The organism is Collinsella aerofaciens, from assembly GCF_040910245.1.
Taxonomy (GTDB): Bacteria; Actinomycetota; Coriobacteriia; order Coriobacteriales; family Coriobacteriaceae; genus Collinsella.
This window is the reverse complement of the sequence record NZ_JBDGAY010000005.1, coordinates 71,814-96,595: the sequence shown is the minus strand read 5'-3', so window position 1 is coordinate 96,595 and position 24,782 is coordinate 71,814. Positions and strand designations below refer to the sequence as shown.

The window sequence follows — 24,782 nt, the reverse complement described above, 5'->3', positions numbered from 1 at the left end:
TTGATACCGCATACCGAAGTCTCGCACTTTTCCGTGGCAAAGTGCGCTATGGGAGGACGTCGGCGGCTTTGTATTTGGTCCCGAAAATTAGCTTTGACCTGCTGGTTTTATAGGGATGAAAAAGCCGGGCTCCCCTATTGGGGAAGCCCGGCAGTGCGTGTTGAAACCGTGAAGAGGTGTCCTTTCCAACGTATAGGAGACACCACCCCTAGCAATAACTAGCTATTGAGTTTGTTAATGTCGTCGTCGGTGATGGCGCCTTCCTGGCTGGACGATTTGTCCTCGGAGGATGCGGTCTCATTGTTGGAATCGGAGGACTCGCTGCCGGAGGACGTGGTCTCACCGGACTCAGAGTCGCCCGGCTGCACGTTAGCGCCCGAAACCGTCTTAGTGGTGAGGTCGTAGGGCATCCTGCCATACCAGACGCAGTGGACTGCCTCGAGTGTACCGTCGACCGTGATGTCGTCGAGGGCATCGCTCACAGCACGACACAGTTCGTCATTGGATGAGAGGCCCGCAACACCAAGCGTCGAGGGCGCCTCGAGCGAACCGACATAGGAGACCTCGCTCATCAGGCGTGCAAGGTAGCCGCCGGCCGTGGAGTCGCAGATCACATAGTCGACCTCGCCGGACTCAAGCGCCTCAAAGCACTCGTTGATGTTGGAGTAGGTCTTTTGGTTGGCGGTGATGCTCTGCTTAGCAAGCGCCTCCTGCGAGGCCGAGGACGCCTGAACGCCCAGGGTGGACGTGTTAAGGGTATCGGTGGAAACGCTTAGCGACCCACCATCGCTAGTTTTACCGAACACGGAAGTGGCATCGTACAGGCAGGTGCCGAGCGAGCTAATGTCCCCGTCCGTGGAGTTAATCTCGCCGATAAAGATATCGGCCTTTTTGTCGCCGAGCGCGGAACCTGCCGAGGACGCATCGACGAAGGCGACCTTAAGGCCCATGCGGCTTGCGAGGGCGCGGGCGGCGTCAACCGCATACCCCGTGAGCTCGCCGTCGGCGCCCTGCATGGCCTGCGGCGCATCGGAAGTATCGAGGGCGACCGTCAGGGTTCCGGGAGTGACCAGGGCATCGTCCGACACCGCCGGCGTGACGGTCTCGTACTCGATCTGGTCGATCGTGGGAGTCGTGAACGTAGACAGCGGGTTGAACGCGCATCCGCTCAGGCCCAAAACGGCGATGACCGCTGCGGTCCCAGCACCTAACCGAGCCGCGTGCATCAAGCTGCCCCTCACCATGTCCACTACCCTGCCTTCTGTGTCGTATACGATCCGTGCGTTGCGCGGAATATCAGGTTGTTCCCACCAGCTGACCTGGTATTTGACCCCACACTTGCGCACCGGGGTGTTTGCTCGGGAGGCCGCAGCCACCTTCACGACTGGCCCGCTCGCCCGCGAGGCGGTATTGCCCCAAAGAAAGTAGAACGGACGGTGCGGCTTACATCTAGGACGCGCCATGATCGCGCCGCGCGCACGCGGTCGCTTACGTGGATCCCTTTGACCGCGTCTGTCTTGGACTAGGATGGACATTTCGTCCGTCCGCAACCACAGCCTGGCAGGAACGTAGCGCATTATAGCTAAGTTCAAGCTAAAGTTTAAGGTTAGGGGCGTCATTCGCACCGTGAGCACAGATTTTGCAGGTCGGAGCGGACCATTCGTGCCCCCATGAAGCTCGGAGCTCCCCTACGGGGAGCTCCGGGGCACCCGTCTCAGGGTGCCGTGGCCAAAAAATAGCAAATATGAGTACTGTTACCAATTTAGTAGCAGGAGTTTTTGGATCTGCAAGCAGTTTTCGCGCTCTATAACATCAGATTGATGCCAGGATATTCCACATTTGTTTAATATCTTTCTAATTTACGCCATCTTCCAGTCCCAAAATCTCTGATTTTGCTGTTACTGAATTTGTAGCAGTACTCATATTTGCTATATTTTGGCCAGAGCATATATCCAACCCCCTGTTTCAGAGCATTGTTAGGCGGGTTTAAGCCCAAAACACGCCCGCAGCGTGTTAAGCAACGCCTCTTGCTTCTTTCTGCGGACATCGACACGATTCCGGTACCGCTTTCGCATACGCTGGTGGATGCGCCATGCGAGCGCTTCCATCGCTTCCATGTCACAGAGCATTTCGTTGTTGACCGTCGCGACCTCGATTCCCATAGTAATCAAGCCCGTGTTGCGTTTTTCATCATGGATACGTCCCTTCCGGGAGGAATGGCCCAGCTCACCGTTGTATTCCAGGTCAAACCGCGCTGCCTCCTGATACGCATCGCAAACTGCATGCGGCATCCCCGAGATTGCCTGCGCGCGGTCATCGAACTCGATCTTGTAGTCGGTCTTAAAGGGACCGCAGGCAAATCCGCCATAGGAAAACGGAAGCGAAAACATGGCAAGCATGATGCACTCCATGGGTGAGCGCAGGTTTTCCGACAGATAGGGACACAGGCGTAGCAGTTGTTTGGCCGCACTCCCCTTGCATGCCGCAAGGTAATCTGCCAGGCGATCGGGCGTCAGCACCGGCTCGACTTCAAAGTAGCCCACGTCTGCCGGTTGGTCCTTATCCTTTGCAAGTCTATTCGCAACAGGCGAGGTGTAGGGAGGTAGATACTTCCCGCGATCGCTCAGTGAAATCTTGGAACACAGTTCCTGGGCCAGAGCAAACGCCTGGATACAGCCGACCTCGCGGGCGACGGCAACACAAAGGGCCTCGGGAGATAGGCTGTACACCCCCGATTCCACCTCTAGAATCGAGCCGGCAGGCAACCCGGAACACACGGACCAGCCCACGCCAGGCATGCGGCGGCGCTGCGCCGCAGATCCCACCAGCAAGCACAGATCTTCTTGCACCTCTCCGCTTTTGGCTCCAATTCGAACCAGGTCGGAAAGACAGATATCCTCAGCCGAAGGCGATGACGTACACAGCACGCGGCGCTCCTCCTCGGGCTCAAGGTCCTTCCAGCCGATGTAGCCCATCTGCCGGCGCTCGGCTCGAATCATACGCAACGCCGAGGCGCCCGTCAGGATAACGGAAGCCGCTAGCTGCTCTTTTGTCGGTTTGTCACACTGCCTGATTGTTACCGCCACACGAATCACCCCTACCAAACGCGCGCGATAGCAAGGCCATCAACGGCCGCGGCACCGGCGCGCTTGAGTTCCGCCGAAGCCGCTGCCATCGTCGCACCCGTGGTGATAACGTCGTCGATAAGCAGCAGGCGGCGGCCCCGCACGTCCTCAACGGTCTCGTACATGCCTCGGGCGCGTTCACGGCGTTCTTCACGACCGAGTTCACGCTGGTCGCCATGGCCGTACTTAACGAGGGCGTCGAGCAGCGGAACACCCGACAGCTCGCAAAATGGGCGCGCGATGGCTTCCATATGATCGAAGCCGCGTCGCCGAAACGCCGCCGCCGTCGCGGGCACAAACACCACGGCATCGGCGCCGGACAACACACCGCCTAAGCGATCGGGCGCCGCGGCCTGGGCATGCAAGGCGGTGTCGTATAGCAGCTCTGCCAGATACGGCGCCAGGCGTCGCTCGCCCGCGTCTTTGTACGCCTTAATGATCCGCGGCAGCGGATGCGTGTAAACGGCACATGCCAGGCACCGGTCGAATGCTTCGGCCATCGCCGAGGACGAGCCCTCGACCGAGCACTCGGTGCACAGCAAGTCTCCAAACGGGGCGCCGCATCGAGTGCAGCTATGCCGCGGGTCGATGAGCGCGAGCGCCGCCAAGCAGTCTTGGCAAATAAGCGCACCGGCGCGCTCGCAGCCGGCGCATCGCGTGGGCGACAACGCCTCAAGCGCCTCGTGCGCCGCCCGCTCGGCAAACGGTAGCAATTCGTCCGCAAACGGTAGGATGCCGGCACCTTGCAGGCATCCCAACACATTCAAATGTCTCTTCACGACACAACCCTCCCTACGCTCGGTCGCAGGGAGGGTCGTTGATTCAGCGCTATGGTACCCCGACGCGTTTGGGGTCAGGCAGGTTAAATCCGTTTGCGGGCGCTATTCGCCGGTGGGCGGTTGCGGTGCGGACGAGTTTTGGGTCGAGCCCTCGCCACCGTCCTGGCGCGGCTTGCGGGAACGGCGACGGCGACGGCGCTTCTGGCCCTGGTCGGCCGAACCCTCGCCACCACGATCTTCGCGCGACTCGCGTTCGTCACGAGCAGCACCGCGCACGGCCTTGGCAGCTGCCCCTCCGCCATCTCCGGGGCGACGACGTGTGACCTTGACCTCGCCATCCGAGACCTGATCGGCCACGGAGGGCACCGAGGGCTTTTGCTGCGTGCCCGAGGAATGGCGACGACGCGGACGCGGGGTGCGCTCGTCATCGTTGCGCTGCTTGCCACCCTTGTCGGCAGGCGCATCGGAACCCGAACCACCCTTGGGGCCGGCACCGGCTTCGCGAGCGGCTGCGGCGCGGAAGGCGTCCTCGCGCTCCTCGCTCGACAAATGGCGGCGGCGACGGCGCGTGGGATTCATGCCACCGCCGCGGTTTTGCTGTTGGGGCTGCTGAGCCTCGCGCTCGCGGGGGGAATTCTTGCCTGCGGGAGCGGCCTCGCCGGCATCGCCCGAACCCGAGCGCTTGCGGCGACGACGTCCACCGGCAGCCTCCTCGGCCTCGGGTGCCTCGGCCTTGCCGCGACCCTTACCGCGGCCGCGACCCTCGCCCTGGCTCTGACCGGCACGGGTATCGGCGTCCGCATCGCGACGGCGGCGCTTGGGCATCGACGTGCCGGCCAGACGGTCGGCGCTCGACAGGCCATCGCCCACGTCGACGCCGTTCTCGCGGTCGAGCTCCATAAGCGCCAGGCGCATCTCGGGCGACTCGATACGCTCGAGCACATCGCGCGTCACGCAGTCGGGGCGGCAGTTGCAGCCCTGCTCGGCGGCCTTCTTTTTGCAGCCCTCGGAGCAGGTCATGTCGGCCAAGTTGACCTTAAAGACTTTGCCGTTCTCCAGGCGCAACACCAGCTGCTCACGCGGCGTGTCATATTCCTGGATACGCGCCTTGCCAAGCGGCGTATCGATAAGCGTCTTCTTTTTGGGCGCGCGGCTCTTAAAGTCCTTGTACGCCTCGAACTCGTAGCGCAGGCAGCACATCAAGCGGCCGCAGACGCCGCTAATCTTGGACGAGTTGAGCGGCAGGTCCTGCTCTTTTGCCATGCGAATCGAAACCGGCTCAAACTGTCCGCCAAAGCGCGTGCAGCAGAGCTCCTGGCCGCACTGGGCATAGCCGCCCACCAGGCGGGTCTCGTCACGCACGCCGATCTGGCGCATGTCGACGCGAATGTGCAGCGTCGAGGACAGGTCCTTGACGAGCTGACGGAAATCGACGCGCTCCTCGGCAGCAAAGTAGAACACAGCTTTCTCGCCGCCAAACAGGTACTCGACGCCGACCGGCTTCATCTCGAGGTCGAGCTCCTTGACCAGACGGCGGAAGTCGACCATGGCCTCGTCACCCTGGATAGCCAGGTCGTCGGCAAGCTGCAGGTCGATGTCGCTCGCTACGCGCAACACGGGCTTGAGCGGCTGGCCAATCTCGTCTTGCGGCACCTCGAAGGGATCGGCCGTGACCAGGCCGATCTCGGTTCCGCGCTCGGTGGAGCAAATGGCATAATCGGCCTCGAGGATATCCAGATCCTGCGGGTCGAACCACAGGTCGCGCGAGGCGTAGGTAAACTTAACGGGTACGACTAACGGCATTTCAGTGCCTTCCTGATATCGAACAGCATGACCTCGATGGCCAGCTGGGGAGTAACGTTTCTGGCGATGTTGCGCTCAGCGGTCGCGACTGCCTCAAGCGCCCGGGTGGCACCCGCAACATTCGTCGCCGCGGCAAGCCGCCCGATCGTGTCGCGCACGTCCTCGTTCACAACGTCTGCCGCCTCATCCTGAAGTGTCAGCAGCACGTCGCGCATGAGCGTCCGCGCGCTCGCCAGCGCTTCCATAATACCCGAACGCTCGCGCGCGTTGAGTTCGCGCTTGTTGCGGTCCTCAAGCTGCTTCAATGCTCCACGCGACAGGTAGTCGGCGTTTTGCTCGAGCACCTTTTCCTGCGTGGACTTGACCTCGGCGAGCGGCGCCTTGACGGCGACGATGAGCGACTTGGCGCGACTGAGCACATCGGCCTCGTCGGCGGCGATGAGCGAGTCGATGGCACGGACCATCTGGCGACGGGCGTCCTGGCGCTCGGCGCTCTTGAGAAACTCGATGCCACGCGTGGGGCTTCCCGCCACAGCGACGGCCATGCGGCAACGCGCAGGGTCCTGACCGGTGGCGCGGCTCACGGCCTGCGCAGCCACAGTGGGCGAAACCAGCCGAAACGGTACGCACTGACAGCGGCTCACGATGGTGGGCAGCATCACGTCGGCCGAGGTGCCCAACAGAATGAACATGACGCCCTCGGGCGGTTCCTCGAGCGTTTTGAGCAGCGCGTTGGCGGTGTTGGCGCGCAGCTGCTCGGCACGGTCGATGATGTAGACCTTTGCCTTGGCGCGGATGGGGGCCAGGGGCACGTCGTCGAGCAGCTCGCGGGTCTGCGCGATGAGGTAGCCCGTAGCGCTCTCGGGCGTGTAATAGTGCACGTCGGGATGCGTATGGCGGGCGACGCGTACGCAGCTGTCGCACGAGCCACAGCCGTCCTGCTCGCACAGGAATGCCTGGGCAAGCGCCCATGCGGCGTCGAGCTTACCGGCGCCGGGCGCGCCCAAAAACAGGTAGGCGTGCGATGCGCGACCGCTGGTGACGGCATTGGTCAAAAAGTCGCGCACGCGCTGTTGGGTGTCTAGCTTGGCCAGCAGACTTGCCTGAGCGGGGGCCATGCTACTCGGCCTCCTGGGCAAGCGCGGCGGCGACGGCATCCTGGGGGATGTCGAGACCGTACTCACGAACCAGCTCGACCGTCTGCGCGAAGACTTCCTCGATGGTCGCGGTGGCGTCGACGAGCTTTACGCGGTCTGGCTCCTCGGCAGCAATGGCACAAAATCCCTGATAAACGCGCTCCTGGAAGGCCATGCCCTTTGCCTCCATACGATCGGCCGCACCGCGGGCCGCCATGCGCAGCGCCGCCTGCTCGGGCGTGATGTGATAGACGAGCGTGAGCGCCGGATGCGTACCGGCGACAGCCAGGTTGTTGGCATCGCGCACCATCTGGCGGTCGAGGCCGTCGGCAAACGCCTGGTAGCAGGTCGTGGAATCGTAGAAACGGTCGCACAGAACCACCTTGCCGGCAGCGAGGGCGGGAGCTATGACCTCGTGCACCAGCTGGGCACGCGCGGCCTCGTAGAGCAGCAGCTCGCAGGTGTCGCCCATCGCCGTATTGGCGGGGTCGAGCAGCAGGGCACGAATCTTTTCGCTGATGGCAGTGCCGCCCGGCTCGCGCAGGCTCACAACCTGGTAGCCAGCGAGCTCGAGCGCACGGGCAAGCAGGCGCGCCTGCGTGGACTTGCCGGCGCCGTCGACGCCCTCGAGCGTGATAAAGCTATGTTGAGCGGGCTCAAAAGCCATGGGCGCAGCCCCTTCCTACAAGGCGCGTAAATGCAGATATATCAACCAAGCCATGATACCCCAGTGCTCGGTGCGTCCCCAATGGCTAAAGGTGCCTTTCCAAAGTTGCGGTGAAAGGAGTGGCAATGTCTCGGTATTGCGCCTCGTGCGGCAAGCTTCTTGCAGATAATGCCAAGTTCTGCACCTCGTGCGGTGCACCCGTTGAGCAAACAGTCGCGAGCGATAGCCAGCCCGCTTTTGAGCAGACCGGTTCCCTCGATACGCCGCAAGCCAAGGCGGACGACCCCCTCGCCTATCGACCCGACCCCGCCGCAAGCCCCGCGGCCGTCGAGACCACGCAGCGCATACCCGTCGCGAGCGGCTCGCCCCAACAGCAGCCGGCTCCCGCATACGCGCCCGCTTCGCCACAGACCCCCGCTCCCAAAAAGAGCGGCACCGGGCCGCTTATCGCCGTTATCGTTGTGCTGGTGGCGATCATCATCGCCCTGGTCATCTTCTTTGCAATCAGACCTTTCGACAACGCCGCCACGCAGACGGCTGCCGAGGTAGCTAAGCTGCACCATGACGTCGACGAAGATGACCTAAAGCCTCTCGGCGATCCCAACAGCCTGTACGACGATGATGACGATGACGACGAGGATGGCGGCGAAGCAACGCTCTCCGAGCAGAACCTCTACCGCCGACTGAGCGAATACTACGACTTGCTCGAAGACCTCGACAACTACGTCCGTGGCTGCGCGCAGAACTTCAACGGCAGCTATCTGGAAGAAGATCGCACCACCCGTCAAAATCTCGCCGACGTCGCCGAGCGCACAGAGGACACCATCGAGCAGTATTACGACATCGTCGAGGACCTGGACGTCCCGACGAGCTCTAAGAACTACAGTTCCTGGAAAGACATCGTTGCCCTGTATGACGACCTGGATCACCGCATTGACGCAATCTGTGATGCTTGGGAGATCAGCCTGAAATACGCCAAGCCTGCGGACCACAAGAATGAGATCGTGGCGCCGCTGTCGCGCGACAACGTGGCGGGCACCAATGACAATAAGTACCGCCTAGACTTTGAGGAGCGCTATCCCGGCGCCAAACCCGTCGAAGTGAACTAGCGCTTTGTCGTTCCCGAGCCGGCAGTTAGGGACGTTCCTAAACTGCCGGCAGAAAAGGAACGTCCCTAACTGCCGGTCAAAAAACGAGCGAGGATCGTGGGGTCCTCGCTCGTTTTTTTGGGCAATGTTTCGACTGCGCCGTTACTTGTCGGCGGCTGCTTTCTTGGTAGTCGACTTCTTCGCGGTCGTCTTCTTGGCGGCAGTTGCTTTCTTGGCCGTCGTCTTCTTGGCCGCCGTCGCCTTCTTGGCCGTGCTCGCCTTGGTCGTAGTCTTGCGGCCGCGGGCGGGCTTCTTCTCCTTGGTCGGGCAGTCCATGTTCACGCAGATGCGCCACGGGCCGCGCGCGGTGTTGACCACCACGATGGGGGCGCCGCACTCGGGGCAGGTCTCGCCCGTCGCCTCGAGCTTGCCACGCGCCGGCAGCGGATAGCTCACGCCGCAGTCGTCATAGTTGGTGCAGCGGATAAAGCGCTTGCCGCTCTTCTCGCTCTTGTGTGCGATCAGGTCGCCATGGCGTCCTGCCTCGGCGCACACCTTGCACTCGCCCACCTTAAGGTCGGGCTCGTAGTTGGTGGGGCATGTGGGGTTCACGCAAATCTCGAAAGCCTTTTGGCGGAACGGCTGGCACTTAATGCGCGGCGCACCGCATTCGGGGCACACAGCAGCCTCGCCCTCGAGCGGGCTCACCTTGACGCCGCTCGGCACCGGATAGGTCACATCGCAGTCGGGCCAGCCCATGCAGCCGATAAAGCTGCCGCGGGTCTTGGCGCTCGTCTTCATAACCAAGTCCTTGCCGCACTTGGGGCAGGCGCCCACGCGCGCATCGGCCGTGACGGCGTCGCTGATAGCATCGCCCAGTTCCTGCGTATGCTTGAGCAGCTCGTCGAGCACACCGGCCAGCAGCGCGCGCGAGTGCGTCACGACATGCTCTTCGGTGTCCTCGCCGCGCTCCACGCGGGTCATGTCGCCGTCGAGCTCGCTGGTCATATCGGGGCTCGTGATGCGCGGGGCAAACTGCGACAGTGCATCGATGATGGCGATGCCCAGCTGGCTCGGCTCCACGGGATCGTTTTTGAGATAGCGCACGGCGTACAGGCGCTCGATGATGCTCGCGCGCGTGGACTTGGTGCCCAGGCCGCGCTTTTCCATCTCCTGCACGAGCTTGCCCTGGCTGTAGCGTGCGGGCGGCTCGGTCTGCTTGGCCTCGAGCTTAATGTCGAACACGTCGACCGCATCGCCCTGCTCCAGCGGCGGCATCTGCTCGTCGCGCTTGAGTCCATACGGATACGCCTCACGGAAACCCGGGGTCACGAGCACATCGCCCGAAGCCACGAACGGCTCACCATTGACGTCGAGCTCGAGCTTGGTGTTCTCGATGGTCGCGGGACCCATGAGCGTTGCCAGGAAGCGACGAGCGATGAGGTCGTAGAGCTTGCGCTGGCCACCGTCGAGCGCGGACGGATCGCCCTCGCCCGTGGGATAGATAGGCGGGTGGTCGGTGGTTTCGACTTTGCCGCGCGTGGGCTTCATGGGGCCGGCGAGCACCTTTTTGCACACGGGCGCCAGCGCCGGGTTGATCTTTGCAAGGTCGCTCACCACGGCGCCCAGATCGAGCGTCGCAGGGTACACGGTATTGTCGACACGCGGGTAGCTGATGAGACCGGCCATGTAGAGGGACTCGGCGATGCGCATGGTACGCGCAGGTGAGATGCCCTCGGCTGCGGCGGCAGCCTGCAGCGAGGTGGTCGCAAACGGCGTGGGCGGCTGCTGCTTGCGCGAACGCTTGGTCACCGCGGCGACGGTTGCCGTCGCAACGCCGTCAACGTGGCCGTACGCCGCCTCAGCAGCATCCTTGTCGGTAAAGCGCGCCGTCTTGTGCGCAATCTTAAAGCGGTCGTCCTCGGCAGCACCCTGTGCGGCGCCCATGCCGCGGATCTGCCAATAGTCCTCGGGCACAAACGCCATGCGCTCGCGCTCGCGCTCGACCACCAGGGCAAGCGTCGGCGTCTGCACACGGCCGGCAGAGCGCACGTTACCAAAGCCGCCAAACTTGGCGAGCGTCAGGTAGCGCGTGAGCACCGCACCCCAAATGAGGTCGATGTGCTGGCGGCTCTCGCCGGCGTCGGCCAGATTCTGGTCGAGCGAGACGAGATTATCGAAGGCCTGCGTGATCTCGGCCTTGGTAAACGAAGAATACTGGGCGCGGGCGACCGGCAGGTCGGGCGCAACCTCGCGCACCTTGTTGAGGGCGTCCGAACCGATCAGCTCGCCCTCGCGATCGAAGTCCGTGGCGATGATGACACTGTCGGACTTCTTGGCGAGGTTCTTGAGCGAACGAATGAGTTCCTTCTCGGCCGGTAGCTTAATGACGGGCGCCCAGGTGAGGTAAGGCAGGCTCTCGAGTTTCCAGCCCTTGATTGAGATGCCATCGGCAAGAAACGGCTTGCGCTTGGTGTCGTAGGGCGGACGCGCCAGGCCATCGGGTATGTCGGCCGGCAGCATCTCGCCGTCCTCGGTGACCGAATACCAGCCCAGCTTTTTATCGAACAGCACGCTGTCGCAAAAATCGGGCGCTAGGATGTGACCGGCAAGGCCGATGGTCACGCACTCCTCGCCCTTCCACTCAAAACGGTAGATGGCGGTGTTGTACACCTTGTCCTTTTTGGGCTTGCCCGTGGACAGACGCTCGGCAATCTGACGCGCGGCGTCGTTTTTCTCGGCGATGATGAGCTTCAAAAGAGGCTCCTATCTCGTATCTCTGCGGCTACGCCCGCCCGTATGGCGGCCGACTTACGCCCTTGCTTGCTCAATCTGCCCGATGAGCCAATCGCACCAGGCATCCATGCCCTCGCCCTTGCGCGCGCTCACGGCAAACCGCGGCGCCTGCGGATTGAGGTCATCGAGTGTCTTAGTATACCTATCCATGTCAAAATCGAAAGCCGGGGCCACATCGACCTTGTTGAGCAGCTGCGCGCCGGCGTGCTGAAAGATGCCCGGGTACTTGATGGGCTTGTCGTCGCCCTCGGGCACCGAGAGAATCATGATGGACAGGTTTTCGCCCAGGTCAAAGTCGACTGGGCAGACCAGGTTACCCACGTTTTCGATAAAGATGACGTCGATGTTTTCCAGACCCACGGCCTGGTCGAACGCGTCAACGGCCTCCATGATCATGTTGCCCTCGAGGTGGCACAGGCCGTCCGTGTTGATCTGGATGGCAGGCATGCCGGCTTCCTTCATGGTGATGGCGTCGACGTCCGAGGCGATGTCGCCCTCGATGACGGCGCAGCGCAAGCCGGCCTTGTCGCGCAGGCGCTCGTTGGTGCCCAGAATCGTTGTTGTCTTACCCGAGCCGGGGCTCGACAAGACGTTGATCACGTAGGTGTTTGTCTCATTAAATCGCTGACGCAGCTGATCTGCCAGGCGCTCGTTGCGCGACAGGATCGGCGACGCGATATCAATCGTTTTCTCGGCCATACTCGGCGCTCCTTACTTCTACCATTTATACCCCGTCCCCAGGTTGCTGGCGGGCTAATCGTCGGGGGTCTCGATCTCGATACTTGCGATGTCGAGTTCGCGGCCGTGCAGCAGACGCACGTTGGAGCCGCCACACTGGGGACAGCGACAATGGAAACGGTCGTGATCAAAGACCTCGCCGCAGTCCAGGCACTCGCTTTGTGGATGGACCTCCTCCACGGCAAGCTCGCAGCCGCGCGTGAGCGGGTCCTCGTCGCGAAACGTCTCCCAGGCAAAGTCGAGCGCCTCGCGCACGACCTCGGTCATATCCCCGATACGCAGCGTTACCAAAACGGCGCGCGAGGCCCCCGCCCCACGCGCCGCGCGAATCACTGTATCGAGTATGCCGTTGACAATGCCAACCTCGTGCATACCGATTTACTCCTCGTCGTCCTCATCGTCCGAGAACAGGTCCAGACGGCTCACAAACAGGCCCTCCTTGCCCTCGCGCGCGGTAATGACCACACGGGCAATGGCAAGCGAAATCTCGTAGAGCGAGAGCAGGGCGCCGTACATAAGGCCCAGGGTGACGGGCGAGCCGTCGGGCGTGATCACAGCCGAACCCACGAGCAGGCCTACGTACACGTAGCGCCAGGCGCTGCGGAAGGCCGCGTAGGACACGATGTGGAAAACGGACAGGTAGAAGATGATGAGCGGCAGCTCAAACGCCACACCAAAGCCGATCATAAAGAGCAGCTCCATGTTGACGTAGTTCTCCAGGTCGGGCAGCGCCGTAGCGACGGCCGAGGTCTCGCCGATGAGCCACTCAAAGCCCGCGGGAATGATGATGAAGTAGCAAAAGATTGCGCCCAGGAAGAACAGCACCGTCGAGGCGAGCACCGTGGGCACGACCCACTTGCGCTCGTTGGGGCGAAGCGCCGGCAGGAAAAACGCCAGAATCTGCCAGATAATCATGGGCGTGCACATGACCACGGCCATCTTGATGGCCAGCGAGAAGCGCAAGCCAAAGCCGCCGAGTGTGGTGGTGATGTAGAACTTGCCATCCGGCACAAAGGAGCGGATGGGGTCTTCCAGGATGTCGAGCACCACGGGCGTGGCGAAATACAACACGATAGCTGCGGCAAACACCGAGACGACCACGATGGTCAGGCGGCGACGGAGCTCTCCCAGGTGATCGAAGAGCGGCATACGCGCAGGTCCGATAGGCATTACTCATCGCCTCCCTTCGGGGCAGCGGCGGCAGCGGCGTCGTCCTCGGCCTCGAGCTCGCGGGCGAGCTGGTCGACGACGGCCTTGCGCTTGCGGGGGCGACGGGCATAGAGATCAGCCGTCGTGGGCTCTGCCGGCTCCGGCTCGGGCTCTGCAGCAGGCTCGGGCTCGGGCTCGACGGCGGTATCGGCAGCAGCGGCAGGCTCGGCGCCCTCGCCCTCAGCAGCACCCTCGCTTGCAGCCTTCTCGGCGGCAAGGCGGGCGCGACGCTCGGCAAAGGTCTCCTTCTTGGCGGGCGCTGCCGTCTCGGCGGCATCCTCGTCCGCATCGGAATCGTCGTCGACGGCAGCCTTCTTGGGCTTGACCGGAGCCGACGCGGCCTCGCTCACCGGATCGATAATCTCGGACTGAACAACGGCCGTCATCTTTTCCTGCGTCTCGCGGAACTGACGGATGGCACGGCCGATCGTGCGGCCCATCTGCGGGAGCTTATCCGGGCCAAACAGCAAAAAGCCGAAGACCACGATGATCGCGAGCTCACCCTCTCCAATACCAAACACACATACCTCCAAGGCTCGATGTGAGTCGAGCCCGCACCGCGCCATTCGGCCGGAACTCGTCTATTCATTCGGTCAAGTATAGCGCCCGGACGCCAAAACGTCCGAGCGCATCACAAACATATGCCAAACGGCACGCCCTTTTGGGAGCAAAGACTATGCCGCGGTGATCGAAATCTCCTGGTCGACACCCAACAGCTGAACCACGCGCATCACCGGGGGCTGCACATTGGTGCAGCTAAAGCGCTTGCCGTGGTCGACCGCGTGGTGTGCGGCGCCCACGAGCACGCCAATGCCCGTCGAATCAATGTAGCTCACCTGGGCAAAATCGAGCTCAACGGCCTCGGTGGGCTGCTCGAGCGCCAGGTCGATAGCATTACGCAGGCTATCGGCGTTAGAGATATCGATCTCGCCGGTTACCTTAATGGTGTAGAGCTCTGGCGTGGGGTTGGTGGAAATACCCAAATCCATGTATATGCTCCTTTACGTATCGAAAGTGCGGATAGTACGGGAAGCCGCGCGTTAGGCGCGCTCGGCACGCGCAAGCTCGGCAGCGACGAGCTTAACGGCCAGCACCAGCACATCGAGCGCGGCCTCCAGGTCCTCGACCGTGGGATAGCTCGGCGCGATGCGGATGTTGGTGTCGCGCGGGTCCTTGCCATAGGGCCAGGTGGCACCGGCCGGCGTGAGCTTGACGCCCAGGTCGGCACAAAGCGCGGCGACCTTCTGGGCCGAGCCCTCGGGACCATCGAAGCTTACAAAGTAGCCGCCGCGGGGGTGCGTCCAGGTAGCACAGCCCGTGTCGCCCAAGCCCTCGGTGAGCTTGCGCTCGACGGCCTCAAAGCGCGGACGCAGGAACTCGGCATGCTTTTTCATGTGCTCCTTGACCGCCTCGATGGTGGGAAGGAAGCGCACGTGACGCAGCTGGTTGAGCTTGTCGGCGCTGATGAGGCCGGCCTTCAGGCGCTTGGAGAACTCGGCGATGACCGCGGGGCTCGCACCGATAAAGCCGATGCCGGCGCCCGGGAAGGTGATCTTGGACGTCGAGGCAAAGGCCACCACGCGGTCCTCGGTGCCCGCCGCGCGAGCGAGGTCAAAGATGTTTGCGAGCTCGTCGGTCTCGTCGTACAGGTCGTGCACGCAGTAGGCGTTGTCCCAGAAGATGCGGAAATCGGGCGCGGCCGTGGGCATCTCGACCAGACGGCGCACAGTGTCCTCGCTAAAGGTGATGCCCGTGGGGTTGGAATACTTGGGCACGCACCAGATACCCTTGATGGAATCGTCGGCGGCAACGAGGCGCTCGACCTCGTCCATGTCGGGGCCGTTGTCGGTCATCGCGACGGGGACGTTCTCGATGCCCAAGTCGGCGGTGATGCCAAAGTGGCGATCGTAGCCGGGAACGGGACACAGGAACTTGACCTTCTTGCCGTCGTGCGCGGCCTCGTAAGCCTCCCAAGGCTCGCTGCCGCACGAGCCGCAACGCCAGAACATGCCGGCGATGTCGTGCTCAATCAGCAGGCTCGACGAACCCAGTACGAGCGTCTGCTCGGCGGGACAGCCCAGGAACTCCCCTGCCAACTTGCGTGCCGAGGGAATGCCCTCAAAACAGCCGTAGTTGGAACAATCGACGTTGCCGTCGTGCAGATCGGCGTCGGCATTGAGGATATCGAGCATGGGGCGCGAGATGTCCACCTGGGAGGGCGACGGCTTGCCGCGCGCCATGTCGAGCGCCAGGCCCTTGGCCTTGACCTCGGCGACCTCGGCTTTGAGCGCCTCGATGGCGGCATCGAGTTCGGTGGTTTCCATCTTCTGGTAGATCGTCTGCATGGGGTGCGACCTTTCGCGAAGCGGTACGTTGCAGTTCGTCTAAGTATAGACCGCCACCGCCGCAACGTTATGAAGCCGTGATAGATTAAGTACATCGCAATAAATTACGAATCGCCGCGCATGCCGGCGTGGGGCGCCCAAGGAGGCACTATGGAGTACGGATCGTTCCAGGCCGAAGAATTCGGCGACCTGCAGCGCCTGGTCGACGGACTATTTTACGACCGCCACGCCATCGACCGCCTGGATCTGATCGTGCAGGCCGAGATCTTGGACCTCGCGCCCGACCTCATGGAAATCGTCAACCTTTTGCCGCCCGGCTACTACGACCGCCAATCGCTTTGCGACCAGCTCAACTCCGCCTTGGCCGCCCACGGCTGGGGCGCCGTCTACGGCACCGTGGAATAGCCCTAGTCATTTAAGAACGTCCCCAATGACTAAAACGCCGCTTGCGATGGTGTTCACAGGCGGCGTTTTCAAACTTGTATGTGCTTTTACTCGCCCTTGGGCGCGGGATGCTTGCGGACCACGCTCATGTAGATCATGCCGAGCACGGCCGCGGTGACCGAACCGGCAAGAATAGCGGCCTTGGCAGCCAGAACCTCAAACTGAGCCGTCGGGAAGGCAAGGCCACTGATGAGGATCGACATGGTAAAGCCGATACCGCCCAGAATGCCCACACCGGCAATCATGTGCCAGTTGACATTGTGCGGCAGCTCACAGACCCTAAACTTAACCAGGGCAAACGTCATGCCAAAGATGCCGATCGGCTTGCCCAGCAGCATGCCAAAGTACACGCCGAGCGTCACCGGGTCGGTGAGCAACGTGCTCATATCCACGCCCACTAGGCGAACCTGCGCGTTCACGAACGCAAAGATCGGCAGGATCACAAAGTTGACCGGCGTGGAGATCAGACGCTCCATGCGGATGAGCGGCGGGGTCACGCGGTGCATGACGCGCTCGACCTTGGTGGTCGAGACGGTAAAGTCATGCTGGCCCAGGATGTGTGCCTCGTCGTCGTAGCGGTCATCGAGCAGCGGCAGGCACTCGCCCAACCAATCGGTGAGGCTATCGAGCTTAACGCCGCACTTGGCCGGAATGGTGAAGGCCAGGATGACGCCGGCGAGCGTAGCGTGCACGCCGCTCTTGAACATGCAGAACCACAGCAGCAGGCCCAGTACCGAATACGGGGCAAGGCGGTAATGCTGCGTCTTGTTGAGCCACACGAGCGCGCAGGTCACAAGCGCGGCGGCGCCCAACCAAAACGGATTGGGGCTCTGACCGTAGAAAATGGCGATGGCGGCGATGGAGATGAGGTCGTCGGCGATGGCAAGCGTCGAGAAGAACACGCGCACGCCGTTGGGCACGCGATTGCCCAAAAGCGACAGCACGCCCAGCGCAAAGGCAATATCGGTTGCCATGGGGATGGCCCAACCGTTGCGGGCGCCGGCATGGTTAAAGATCAGGTAGATGCAGGCGGGAACGACGACGCCGCCCACGGCCGCCAGCATGGGAAGCATGGCCTGGCGCGGGTTCTTGAGCTCGCCAACTGTCATCTCGTACTTAAGCTCAATGCCCACGAGTAAAAAGAAGATCGCCATGAGGAAGTCGTTGACGAAAAGCTCGACGGTGAGACCGGCCGTCAGGTTGCCCAGACCCACATACAGCGGGGTCTCCAAAAAGTGATGGATAGCCTCGTAGGCATCGGTGTTGGCGCAAATGACGGCGGCGATGGCGGCGAAGACCATGACGGCGGCGGAAATCGTGCCGTTCTCGGCGATGCGCTCCCAAATGTCGTGGCGCTCAAAACGCTTGCGCTCACGAACGTTGAACAGCTGCTCGGGTGCTGCCATGGGCGGCTCCTTTCACGGGAAGGTTCCCGTCTTAAAAAAGCACGGCCCGCCCAAGTGGCGGCGCCGCGCTCTAACGTATTACGCTTGCATCTAGCCTACCCTGCACGACAAGCACGCAGGCGTGGCCGAAAAGCGGAACCACAGGTTGAACATTATTTGCTCAACGGCGCGGGCACGCCTGTCCAAGAGACGACGCGGAGCCGTGCACAAAAAACGACCGGAGCGCGGGGCGTCCGCGATCCGGTCGTGGCGTTTGGTCAACTAAACCTAGCAGGCGGCCATGATGGGGGCAGCGACCTGCTTCTTACGGGAGAGGACGCCCGGCATCCAGACGCCGTCGTGCTCGTCGGCAATGCCCAGGCCCTTCTGAGCGGCCTCGGTCTCGCCCTCGAGCAGGACCTGCGAGCCCTCCTCCATGATGTCGGTGATGCACAGGACAATGCCGTCGGCACCCTTCTCGGCGGCGTAGGCGCGCATGGCCTCGCGAATCTCGTCGATCATGCCGAGCGCACGGGTCTTGTCGACGGTCTCGTACTGGCCGATGAGCAGCTTCTTGCCGGCGGGCTCAAACATCTTGATGTCGTTGCCGACCATCTCGGCTGCGGTGAAGGAGCCGGACGGACGGGTGAGGAAGACCTCCATGCCAAACTTGACCGGGTCGACGCCCACCTGCTCGCCGAGCTTGGCGGCGACGGCACGGTCGACATCGGTGGTGGTGGGGCTCTTGAGCATGAGCGTGTCGGTCATCATGGCCGAGAGCAGCAGCTTAGCCTGGACGTCGGAAAGCTCAACGCCGAGCACGCCGGCGAGCTTGGTGACGATGGTGCAGCTGGAGCCCCAGGGCAGGCAGATGTAGTGCAGCGGGCCGGCGGTCTCGAAGTCGCCGATGCGGTGATGATCGACAACGCCAAAGACCGTGGCGTCCTTAAGGCCGGCGACGGACTGGGCAGACTCGTTGTGGTCGGTGAGGACGACGAGCTGACCGGCCTCGACGGACTCGATCACGCGGGGCTCGGCGATGCCGGCGTCGGCGAGCAGCTTGGCGGACTCGGCCGGAAGCTGACCAAGGGCGCAGGCCTCGTAGGTGTTGCCGGCATACTCAACCTGGTTGAGCAGCTGGGACAGGACGACGGCGCTCATGATGGCGTCGTTATCGGGGTTCTGGTGACCAAAGACAAGAACGTTTGCCATGGATATCCTCCACTTGATATGTGTACTTGGACGTAGCTATGGTAGCACGCCGATGCCGAGCCTTCGCAGACGGAAGGGTCACGGCATATTTTGGGGCAGGCATGGGGGCCAAGACTGTCCCTTTTGCACCGTGTTGGTGCAAAGTAACCTGACCCCCTTGCACCAGCTATTTACCGGCGGCGCGCAGGGCTACGTAGGCGGCGCCGATGATGCCGGCGTCGTTGCCGAGCGAAGCGACCTTGATGGGCGTCTCGCGCGAGGCGGAAAGCGCGTAGCGCTGGAAGTGCTCGCGGACCTTGTCGAGGTAGACATCGGCCGAAGCGGACGCGCCGCCACCGATCAGGAACATCTCGGGGTCAACCACGTTAGCAATAAGCGCCAGGGCACGGCCGAGATAGTCGGCCATGGTATCGGCAGCTGCCAGCGCGAGCTTGTCACCCTCGCGGCAGGCCTGGAACACGTCCTTGGAATCAGAAGGCCCGGTGAGCTCGATGGGCTCGACGCCCGCCTTCTTGCACTCAGCAAGGTAGTCGCTCACCACGCCAGTGGCGCTGGAATACTGCTCCAGATGGCCATGGCCGCCACAGCCGCAGGTGCGCTCCTCAGCCGGGTTCAGGCACATGTGGCCAATCTCACCGCCAGCACCCACAACGCCCGATACCACGTCGCCGTTAACGATAACGCCGCCGCCCACACCGGTACCGATGGTGACCATCACCACGTTCTGTACGCCCTTGGCAGAGCCGAGCCAGGCCTCGCCCATGGCAGCGGCGTTGGCATCGTTCTCATACTTAACGACCGCATCGGGGCAGTGCTTTTGAATGGCGATCCTCAGCTCGGGCAGGTTAATGGCAATGTTGGCCTTGACTTTGGCATCGCCCGACGCCGGGATGGGGCACGGAACGGCCAGGCCAATGCCTGCCACAAAGGCGCGCGGAATCTGCGCCTTGGCGACCACCTGGTCGATAGCCTCGGTCACCGCGGCAAAGCCTGCGGCGTCAACGATGGGAGGCGTGGGCACACTGGCCTTGGCCAGCAGGTTACCGTCCTCGTCGAACAGACCCTCCTTAACCGAAGTGCCGCCGACGTCAATGCCGATGTAGTACTGCTTAGGTTCCATGAGAGCCCACCTTTCTCGTTTAAACATTGCCTGTATGGTACCGCTCCCAAGGCAAAAACCTACCAAAAAGAGACAGGTTTGTTTTGGCAGGTTTTATCTGGGGTAACGCAATTGGCTGCCCAACAGGCCGCGCAAGACCATCCCCAAAAATAAAGGCGCCGGGAGGCGGAGGCTCCCGGCGCCCGTCAAAGGGACTATGTTGTCTGTTGGACCGCACGGTCCGTCGCGGCGATAACGCCGACTAGGCCTGAAGTGCCTGCAGCTGCTTGTGAACCTCGATGAGCTCCGTCGCCATGACGCGCATGGTCTCGGTGCCGGCCATCTGGTCCTCGGCATGCAGCAAAATCAACGGGGCCTCGCCGTTACGCTCGCCGTTGGCCTCCTTCTTCAGAAGCCCCATGTGAACATCGTGGCCACCGTTATAGGCCTCGTCGCCCTGCTTGATAAGCTCCTCGGCGGCGTCAAAATCGCCCTCCTTGGCCTTTTGCACGGCATTGATGTACATGCTCTTGGCGGTACCGACGTAGCTGATGATCTCAAAGCAGGTCATCTGCAGTTCGTTCATATCCTCCATGCAGAGCACCTAGCCCATCACGCTGACGCAGTGGTCGATGATGCCGGCAGCGTTCATGCGGCCGTAGTCGACCATGTTGATAACCTCGACCGGGAAGCGGCCGGCGGCCTCCTTCTCAAAATCGCCCTTGGTGTAGCCGATCTGCGGACCAAGCAGCAACATGTCGCACTCGTCCAGGTGATCGTGGGCCTCGTTCATGGGACGAGCCTCGACCTCAATATCCAGACCACGGTTTGCAACCTCGGCCTGCATCTTCTGGACCAGCAGGCTCGTGGACATACCGGCATTGCAGCAGAGCATGATCTTCTTCATGGTTTCCTCCTTATAACTGCGCGGCGCGCAGACGACAACTGGTTTTATTCCTTGCGGCTATTGTGCCCACCCCCCTGCATCTTTACACAAGGGAGAGAGCTGCGGGCACCGGCACCGCGTACCGGCGCCCGCAAAGGTGAAAGGGACGAACGTTAGGCGTTCTACTCGGCGAAAGCCTCCTGCTTGGCGATTGCCTTCTCGGAAATCTTCATAAAGGGCAGGTAGACGGCCATGCCAATGACAATCTCGATAGCCTGCCACACGCCGGCGCGCCAGTCAAAGCCCGTAGCGAGCAGGGCATTGATGACGGGAGGCATGGTCCAGGGCACCTGGGCGATGCAGGGGCTGATGATGCCTGCGCAGGTAAGGCCATAGGTGATGCCGATGAACAGATCGGGAAGAAGAACGAACGGGATCATGAGCGGCAGGTTGTACACGATGGGGTAACCGTAGATAACCGGCTCGTTGATGTTGAACAGACCAGGCAGGATAGCCATCTTGGAAACGGTCTCGGAAGCCTTGTTCTTGGAGAACAGGAGCGTGTCGAGCAGGAGCATGAGGGTGCAGCCCGAGCCGCCGATGAGGGCGAAGCTGTTAACGATCTGCATGTTCATGTAGTGATCGGGCTGGATGGTGCCACCGGCGGCAAAGGTAGCCATGTTGTCGACGATGAGCATGGTCAGGATCGGCTCGACGGTAGCGCCAGAGATGGTGGACTGGTGAATACCGACGCAGAACAGCAGGTTAGCAAGGGTGTAGATGAGGATAACAGCCCACGGACCGGCGTTCATGATGCTCTTGAGCGGGTTGGAGATGCACGTGGAGATGATGGTGCACAGATCGGTGCCGGCGCACACGGCGAGCAGGGCTGCGGCAAGAGCGAAGACCGCGAGGTTAAGCAGCATCGGAATCATGACGTTGAAGGAGTTGGAGACCGCGGGAGGCACGCCCTCGCCCAGCTTAACCTTGAGCTTCTCGACGCCAGAAATCTTGATGAAGAGCGAGACGGAAAGCAGGGCGATGATAATAGCCGAGAACAGACCGTTGGTGCCGGTGTTGGCAGTCGAAAGGGCGCCCGTGACCTCGGTGGAGGTGATCTTGTCGGTGAGCAGTGGGCTCGTGGCGGCAAGCGAGGCGGTGATCTGCTGCGGCATCATGATGACGAAGGCAGAGATGGCGACGACCACGCAAGCGAGCGGGTTATCGAAACGCTTGTTCTTGGCGAGGCTGTAGCCAATCAATCCGGCCAAGATAATGGCAGAGACGTTGAGGGTGCCCAGCGTAATTGCCGAGCCCCACGTCTGAAGGTTGGCAAGGCCCGCCGCATCGAGCGGGAACAGAGGGAACACGACGTTGTTAATAAGAACCGCGATACCCGCAAGGATATAGAGCGGCGTGATGGTCGCGAAGGCGTCACGCAGGGAACGCAGGTGAACCTGGTTTCCCACCTTCGCAGAGACCTCGGCAAACTTGTCGAGGAAGCTCTTTCCGTTGTCACTGGCCATGATTGCTCCTAACTTTCAAATCCGGCCTTTTCCTATGCGCACGGTGGTCTGTCGCCCTCTGCCACCAGATGTGCCATGTGTTGCGCGCGGCGGCGCGCGGTCTGGGCGTTCGCCCGGTCGCTAATCAACCACGTGGGTCGTGGCGACCTGTTTGAGCCAGGCCGCCGACTTCTTAAGACGGCGCTTATAGCCGTCCATGAGATCGACCTCGACAAAGCCGTAACGATTCTTAAAGGCATTGGCCCAAGACCAGTTATCGATGACGGCCCAGTAGTGATAGCCCCGGCACTTGGCGCCCTCGTCGATGGCCTTGGCCACCCACTCCAGGTGCTGACGTACAAAGTCGACGCGGTAGTCATCCTGGATGGTTCCTTCGGCGTCACGGTTCTTGTATTCGTCCATGATGCCGATGCCGTTCTCGGAAACGAACCACTCAAGATCGGGGTAGTTCTTAGCGCAGTCCATGCCAAAGTCGTAGAGGCCCTGCGGGTAGATCTCCCAGCCGCGGCTCTCGTTCATAACGGCGTCGGGCCATACGTACTCGTCGGCAAAGTGCGGCAGGCCGTACTGGTCGACCTTGCTCGCCGGCGCCTGAACACGCGTGGGGTGGTAGTAGTTGCAGCCGAGCCAGTCGACAACACCCTGCTTGAGGATCTCTTGGTCGCCGGCGCGGAACGGGAGCTTAACGCCGCCCTCGGCCAGGCTGTCGAGCACGTCGGCAGGAAGCTCGCCCTTGGTGATGAGGTCGAGCCACCAGCGGTTGTTGATGCCGCTGGTCATGCGCACGGCCTCGAGGTCCGCCTCGCTGGGGTTCTCCTTGGTGTAGACCGGGGTAAAGCAGTTGATCATGCCGATCTTGGCATCGGCGCGAATAGCGCCCTCGTCATAGGCGCGACGATAGTTGGCCACGGCCAGCGCGTGCGCCAGCGAGATGTGATACTGCACGGTGCGGGCGCGGTTGAAGTCGTGGAGCTGCGGGAACCACACGCCCTCCTGATAGCGCTGCTCGGGCTCGACGATGGGCTCGTTAAAGGTGAACCAGTACTTAATCTCCTGGCCAAACTCGTGGAAGGCGACGTCGGCGTAATGTGCGTAAGCCTCGACAACCTCACGGCTCTCCCAGCCGCCACGGTTAAAAAGGTAGGTGGGCATGTCAAAGTGGTACAAGTTGACAAACGGCTCCAGGCCGGCTTCGCGAGAGGCGCGGAACAACTCGTGATACCACGCGGCGCCTTCCTCGTTGAGGTTGCCGTCGGCATCGAGCAGACGGCTCCACTGGATGGAAGTGCGATAGGTATCCAGGCCCAAGTCCTTCAAAATGCGAAGGTCTTCCTGGTACTTGGCCATAAAGTCATTGCCGGCGTAAGAGCCAACGCAGTTGTAGAACGAGCCCAGATCCTGGATGGACCAGGTGTCCCACAGGTTCTCGAGCTTGCCGCCCTGGTTCCACTGACCCTCAGTCTGCGGGCCGGACATAGCAGCACCAAAGAAGAAGTCGTTGGGCAGCTGATACTGTGCCATCAAAGTCCTCGCTTTCGTGTTCTAGAGCTTCCGGTTGGAGACGGGTTTGCTTTGGCAGGTTATCCGGCGCGGGCGCGCACCGGTCATACCGATATCCAACCCGCCAAAACAAAACCGTCCCCAAACGGTCGATCCTGTTCTGCGGAAAGATTCCGTTCGTTGCTTAAACTATAGCGCTCTAATTCTAAAAGTAAAGCGTCTTTTTCTTTTTTCTTTCTCGAGCTTCTTAGATAAAGGTTATATGGGTGCCTTGTTAAGGGTTATACTTACTTGCGTATTGATATATGTCGGAAAGGAGGTTCCTTGATTCCCAAATACGAGGCGATAGCTGCAGATATTCGTCGAAGTATTGGGGATGGCGCTCTTAAACCGGGCGACAAGCTTCCCACCGTCGTTGAGTTCTGCGAGCTCTATAGCGTTTCAAAAATCACCGTCAAACGAGCTATTGAACAAATCACCGAGGAAGGTCTTATTACCAGCCGACGCGGATCGGGTACCTACGTTAAGGACACGGCGGGACTTCCCGGCCAGGCGTTTTTCCAGGGCAAAAACGACCGTGCCCAGGGTTTTTCGTATGAGCATCGCGGGGAGAAGGTGACCTCGGTGGTCTACGATTTCTCGATCGTTAATCCACCGGCGGACATCGCAGCCCAGCTGGGAATTGCCGAGGATGACTTTGCCTATCACGTCGTGCGCGTGCGTCAGGCCGATGAGAAGCCCATCGTTATCGAGTACACCTACATGCCCCTCGAGCTGATTCCAGGCCTTAAAAAGAAGGACCTGTACGGATCGGTCTACCGCTTCATCCGCGAGCAATGCGGGCTAAAGATTTCGAGCTTCCACCGTACCATTCGCGCCGTGGCAGCAACCGAGGAAGAAGCCGAGCGTCTGGACACCAAACTTGGCTCTCCCCTGCTCGAGCTCACCCAGATTGGTTTTTTGGACAGCGGCGCCGCCTTTGAGTATTCGGTCTCGCGCAACGTTGGCGACCGCTTTGAGCTGCACAACGTAACGTTGGCATAG

The 24,782-nt window shown here is 61.6% G+C and carries 23 protein-coding genes; 3 read left to right on the top strand and 20 right to left on the bottom strand.

Annotated features, from left to right (window positions below):
* Positions 1–218 precede the first annotated feature (218 nt).
* The 6 genes from AB5Z20_RS03300 to tmk all read right to left on the bottom strand — a co-directional run bounded on the left by AB5Z20_RS03300 (position 219) and on the right by tmk (position 7,510).
* Positions 219–1,226, bottom strand: a complete 1,008-nt coding sequence (locus AB5Z20_RS03300) for a substrate-binding periplasmic protein (RefSeq protein WP_368156221.1) — start codon at positions 1,224–1,226, stop codon at positions 219–221.
* Positions 1,227–1,976: 750 nt separating this feature from the next.
* Positions 1,977–3,086: a hypothetical protein gene (locus AB5Z20_RS03295; protein ID WP_368149185.1), complete on the bottom strand. Its 1,110-nt coding sequence runs from the start codon at positions 3,084–3,086 to the stop codon at positions 1,977–1,979.
* Positions 3,087–3,097: 11 nt separating this feature from the next.
* On the bottom strand, positions 3,098–3,904 hold the full coding sequence (locus AB5Z20_RS03290) for a ComF family protein (RefSeq protein ID WP_368130797.1): 807 nt from the start codon (positions 3,902–3,904) through the stop codon (positions 3,098–3,100).
* A gap of 102 nt (positions 3,905–4,006) precedes the next feature.
* Positions 4,007–5,707 carry a regulatory iron-sulfur-containing complex subunit RicT gene (gene ricT, locus AB5Z20_RS03285; protein WP_368156220.1) on the bottom strand — a complete coding sequence of 567 codons (1,701 nt, stop codon included), beginning with the start codon at positions 5,705–5,707 and terminating at the stop codon, positions 4,007–4,009.
* Entirely contained in the window at positions 5,698–6,825 is a 1,128-nt protein-coding gene (locus AB5Z20_RS03280) for an ATP-binding protein (protein ID WP_368156219.1), read from the bottom strand. The genes ricT and AB5Z20_RS03280 overlap by 10 nt, the downstream gene beginning before the upstream one ends.
* Before the next feature lies 1 nt (position 6,826).
* Positions 6,827–7,510, bottom strand: coding sequence for a dTMP kinase (tmk, locus tag AB5Z20_RS03275; protein ID WP_368156217.1), 684 nt, complete (start codon positions 7,508–7,510; stop codon positions 6,827–6,829).
* 125 nt (positions 7,511–7,635) lie between these two features.
* On the opposite strand from tmk, the gene AB5Z20_RS03270 reads away from it, so the two are divergent.
* Positions 7,636–8,619, top strand: coding sequence for a zinc-ribbon domain-containing protein (locus AB5Z20_RS03270; protein ID WP_368156216.1), 984 nt, complete (start codon positions 7,636–7,638; stop codon positions 8,617–8,619).
* A gap of 141 nt (positions 8,620–8,760) precedes the next feature.
* On the opposite strand, the gene AB5Z20_RS03265 is transcribed toward AB5Z20_RS03270, so the two are convergent.
* The 7 genes from AB5Z20_RS03265 to AB5Z20_RS03235 all read right to left on the bottom strand — a co-directional run bounded on the left by AB5Z20_RS03265 (position 8,761) and on the right by AB5Z20_RS03235 (position 15,686).
* The gene (locus tag AB5Z20_RS03265; protein WP_368156214.1) at positions 8,761–11,355 is read right to left on the bottom strand and encodes a DNA topoisomerase I; all 2,595 of its coding nucleotides are present in this window, start codon (positions 11,353–11,355) and stop codon (positions 8,761–8,763) included.
* Between the two features lie 54 nt (positions 11,356–11,409).
* A complete protein-coding gene (hypB, locus tag AB5Z20_RS03260; RefSeq protein WP_368156213.1) occupies positions 11,410–12,093 on the bottom strand; it encodes a hydrogenase nickel incorporation protein HypB in 684 nt (227 codons plus the stop codon).
* A 54-nt stretch (positions 12,094–12,147) separates the two neighbouring features.
* Positions 12,148–12,504: a hydrogenase maturation nickel metallochaperone HypA gene (hypA, locus tag AB5Z20_RS03255; protein WP_117769919.1), complete on the bottom strand. Its 357-nt coding sequence runs from the start codon at positions 12,502–12,504 to the stop codon at positions 12,148–12,150.
* 6 nt (positions 12,505–12,510) lie between these two features.
* Entirely contained in the window at positions 12,511–13,302 is a 792-nt protein-coding gene (gene tatC, locus AB5Z20_RS03250) for a twin-arginine translocase subunit TatC (protein ID WP_055285525.1), read from the bottom strand.
* Positions 13,302–13,862, bottom strand: coding sequence for a twin-arginine translocase TatA/TatE family subunit (locus AB5Z20_RS03245; RefSeq protein WP_368149188.1), 561 nt, complete (start codon positions 13,860–13,862; stop codon positions 13,302–13,304). Before AB5Z20_RS03245 ends, tatC begins: the two co-directional genes overlap by 1 nt.
* 153 nt (positions 13,863–14,015) lie before the next feature.
* Positions 14,016–14,330, bottom strand: coding sequence for an STAS domain-containing protein (locus tag AB5Z20_RS03240; RefSeq protein WP_035137695.1), 315 nt, complete (start codon positions 14,328–14,330; stop codon positions 14,016–14,018).
* A 51-nt stretch (positions 14,331–14,381) separates the two neighbouring features.
* Complete coding sequence (locus AB5Z20_RS03235) at positions 14,382–15,686, bottom strand: aminotransferase class I/II-fold pyridoxal phosphate-dependent enzyme (protein WP_022093863.1); 1,305 nt, start codon at positions 15,684–15,686, stop codon at positions 14,382–14,384.
* Positions 15,687–15,836: 150 nt separating this feature from the next.
* Here AB5Z20_RS03235 and AB5Z20_RS03230 point away from each other — a divergent pair, with 150 nt between their 5' ends.
* Positions 15,837–16,091 (top strand): hypothetical protein, encoded by a 255-nt coding sequence (locus AB5Z20_RS03230; RefSeq protein WP_022093864.1) that lies wholly within the window; start codon positions 15,837–15,839, stop codon positions 16,089–16,091.
* Between the two features lie 86 nt (positions 16,092–16,177).
* Here AB5Z20_RS03230 and nhaA read toward each other — a convergent pair whose 3' ends face one another.
* The 7 genes from nhaA to AB5Z20_RS03195 all read right to left on the bottom strand — a co-directional run bounded on the left by nhaA (position 16,178) and on the right by AB5Z20_RS03195 (position 23,759).
* Positions 16,178–17,536, bottom strand: coding sequence for a Na+/H+ antiporter NhaA (gene nhaA / locus AB5Z20_RS03225; protein ID WP_368130810.1), 1,359 nt, complete (start codon positions 17,534–17,536; stop codon positions 16,178–16,180).
* A 267-nt stretch (positions 17,537–17,803) separates the two neighbouring features.
* Entirely contained in the window at positions 17,804–18,727 is a 924-nt protein-coding gene (locus AB5Z20_RS03220) for a manganese-dependent inorganic pyrophosphatase (protein WP_118226883.1), read from the bottom strand.
* A 166-nt stretch (positions 18,728–18,893) separates the two neighbouring features.
* Complete coding sequence (locus AB5Z20_RS03215) at positions 18,894–19,847, bottom strand: ROK family protein (protein ID WP_368130811.1); 954 nt, start codon at positions 19,845–19,847, stop codon at positions 18,894–18,896.
* Positions 19,848–20,088: 241 nt separating this feature from the next.
* Positions 20,089–20,421: a PTS lactose/cellobiose transporter subunit IIA gene (locus AB5Z20_RS03210; RefSeq protein ID WP_197736861.1), complete on the bottom strand. Its 333-nt coding sequence runs from the start codon at positions 20,419–20,421 to the stop codon at positions 20,089–20,091.
* Positions 20,422–20,430: 9 nt separating this feature from the next.
* Positions 20,431–20,733, bottom strand: a complete 303-nt coding sequence (locus AB5Z20_RS03205) for a PTS sugar transporter subunit IIB (RefSeq protein WP_035137700.1) — start codon at positions 20,731–20,733, stop codon at positions 20,431–20,433.
* A gap of 161 nt (positions 20,734–20,894) precedes the next feature.
* A complete protein-coding gene (locus AB5Z20_RS03200) occupies positions 20,895–22,238 on the bottom strand; it encodes a PTS sugar transporter subunit IIC (protein ID WP_270224979.1) in 1,344 nt (447 codons plus the stop codon).
* Between the two features lie 120 nt (positions 22,239–22,358).
* The gene (locus tag AB5Z20_RS03195) at positions 22,359–23,759 is read right to left on the bottom strand and encodes a glycoside hydrolase family 1 protein (protein WP_368130813.1); all 1,401 of its coding nucleotides are present in this window, start codon (positions 23,757–23,759) and stop codon (positions 22,359–22,361) included.
* 303 nt (positions 23,760–24,062) lie between these two features.
* On the opposite strand from AB5Z20_RS03195, the gene AB5Z20_RS03190 reads away from it, so the two are divergent.
* The gene (locus AB5Z20_RS03190; protein WP_368130814.1) at positions 24,063–24,782 is read left to right on the top strand and encodes a GntR family transcriptional regulator; all 720 of its coding nucleotides are present in this window, start codon (positions 24,063–24,065) and stop codon (positions 24,780–24,782) included.

Coding starts and splice junctions, on each gene's coding strand:
- AB5Z20_RS03280 (WP_368156219.1), bottom strand. CDS start 6,825: ATGGCCCCCGCTCAGGCAAGTCTGCTGGCCAAGCTAGACACCCAACAG.
- AB5Z20_RS03270 (WP_368156216.1), top strand. CDS start 7,636: ATGTCTCGGTATTGCGCCTCGTGCGGCAAGCTTCTTGCAGATAATGCC.
- AB5Z20_RS03230 (WP_022093864.1), top strand. CDS start 15,837: ATGGAGTACGGATCGTTCCAGGCCGAAGAATTCGGCGACCTGCAGCGC.
- AB5Z20_RS03200 (WP_270224979.1), bottom strand. CDS start 22,238: ATGGCCAGTGACAACGGAAAGAGCTTCCTCGACAAGTTTGCCGAGGTC.
- AB5Z20_RS03210 (WP_197736861.1), bottom strand. CDS start 20,421: ATGGAGGATATGAACGAACTGCAGATGACCTGCTTTGAGATCATCAGC.
- tmk (WP_368156217.1), bottom strand. CDS start 7,510: ATGGCTTTTGAGCCCGCTCAACATAGCTTTATCACGCTCGAGGGCGTC.
- AB5Z20_RS03215 (WP_368130811.1), bottom strand. CDS start 19,847: ATGGAACCTAAGCAGTACTACATCGGCATTGACGTCGGCGGCACTTCG.
- hypA (WP_117769919.1), bottom strand. CDS start 12,504: ATGCACGAGGTTGGCATTGTCAACGGCATACTCGATACAGTGATTCGC.
- AB5Z20_RS03240 (WP_035137695.1), bottom strand. CDS start 14,330: ATGGATTTGGGTATTTCCACCAACCCCACGCCAGAGCTCTACACCATT.
- ricT (WP_368156220.1), bottom strand. CDS start 5,707: ATGCCGTTAGTCGTACCCGTTAAGTTTACCTACGCCTCGCGCGACCTG.
- hypB (WP_368156213.1), bottom strand. CDS start 12,093: ATGGCCGAGAAAACGATTGATATCGCGTCGCCGATCCTGTCGCGCAAC.
- AB5Z20_RS03300 (WP_368156221.1), bottom strand. CDS start 1,226: ATGCACGCGGCTCGGTTAGGTGCTGGGACCGCAGCGGTCATCGCCGTT.
- AB5Z20_RS03235 (WP_022093863.1), bottom strand. CDS start 15,686: ATGCAGACGATCTACCAGAAGATGGAAACCACCGAACTCGATGCCGCC.
- AB5Z20_RS03205 (WP_035137700.1), bottom strand. CDS start 20,733: ATGAAGAAGATCATGCTCTGCTGCAATGCCGGTATGTCCACGAGCCTG.
- nhaA (WP_368130810.1), bottom strand. CDS start 17,536: ATGGCAGCACCCGAGCAGCTGTTCAACGTTCGTGAGCGCAAGCGTTTT.
- AB5Z20_RS03220 (WP_118226883.1), bottom strand. CDS start 18,727: ATGGCAAACGTTCTTGTCTTTGGTCACCAGAACCCCGATAACGACGCC.
- AB5Z20_RS03195 (WP_368130813.1), bottom strand. CDS start 23,759: ATGGCACAGTATCAGCTGCCCAACGACTTCTTCTTTGGTGCTGCTATG.
- tatC (WP_055285525.1), bottom strand. CDS start 13,302: ATGCCTATCGGACCTGCGCGTATGCCGCTCTTCGATCACCTGGGAGAG.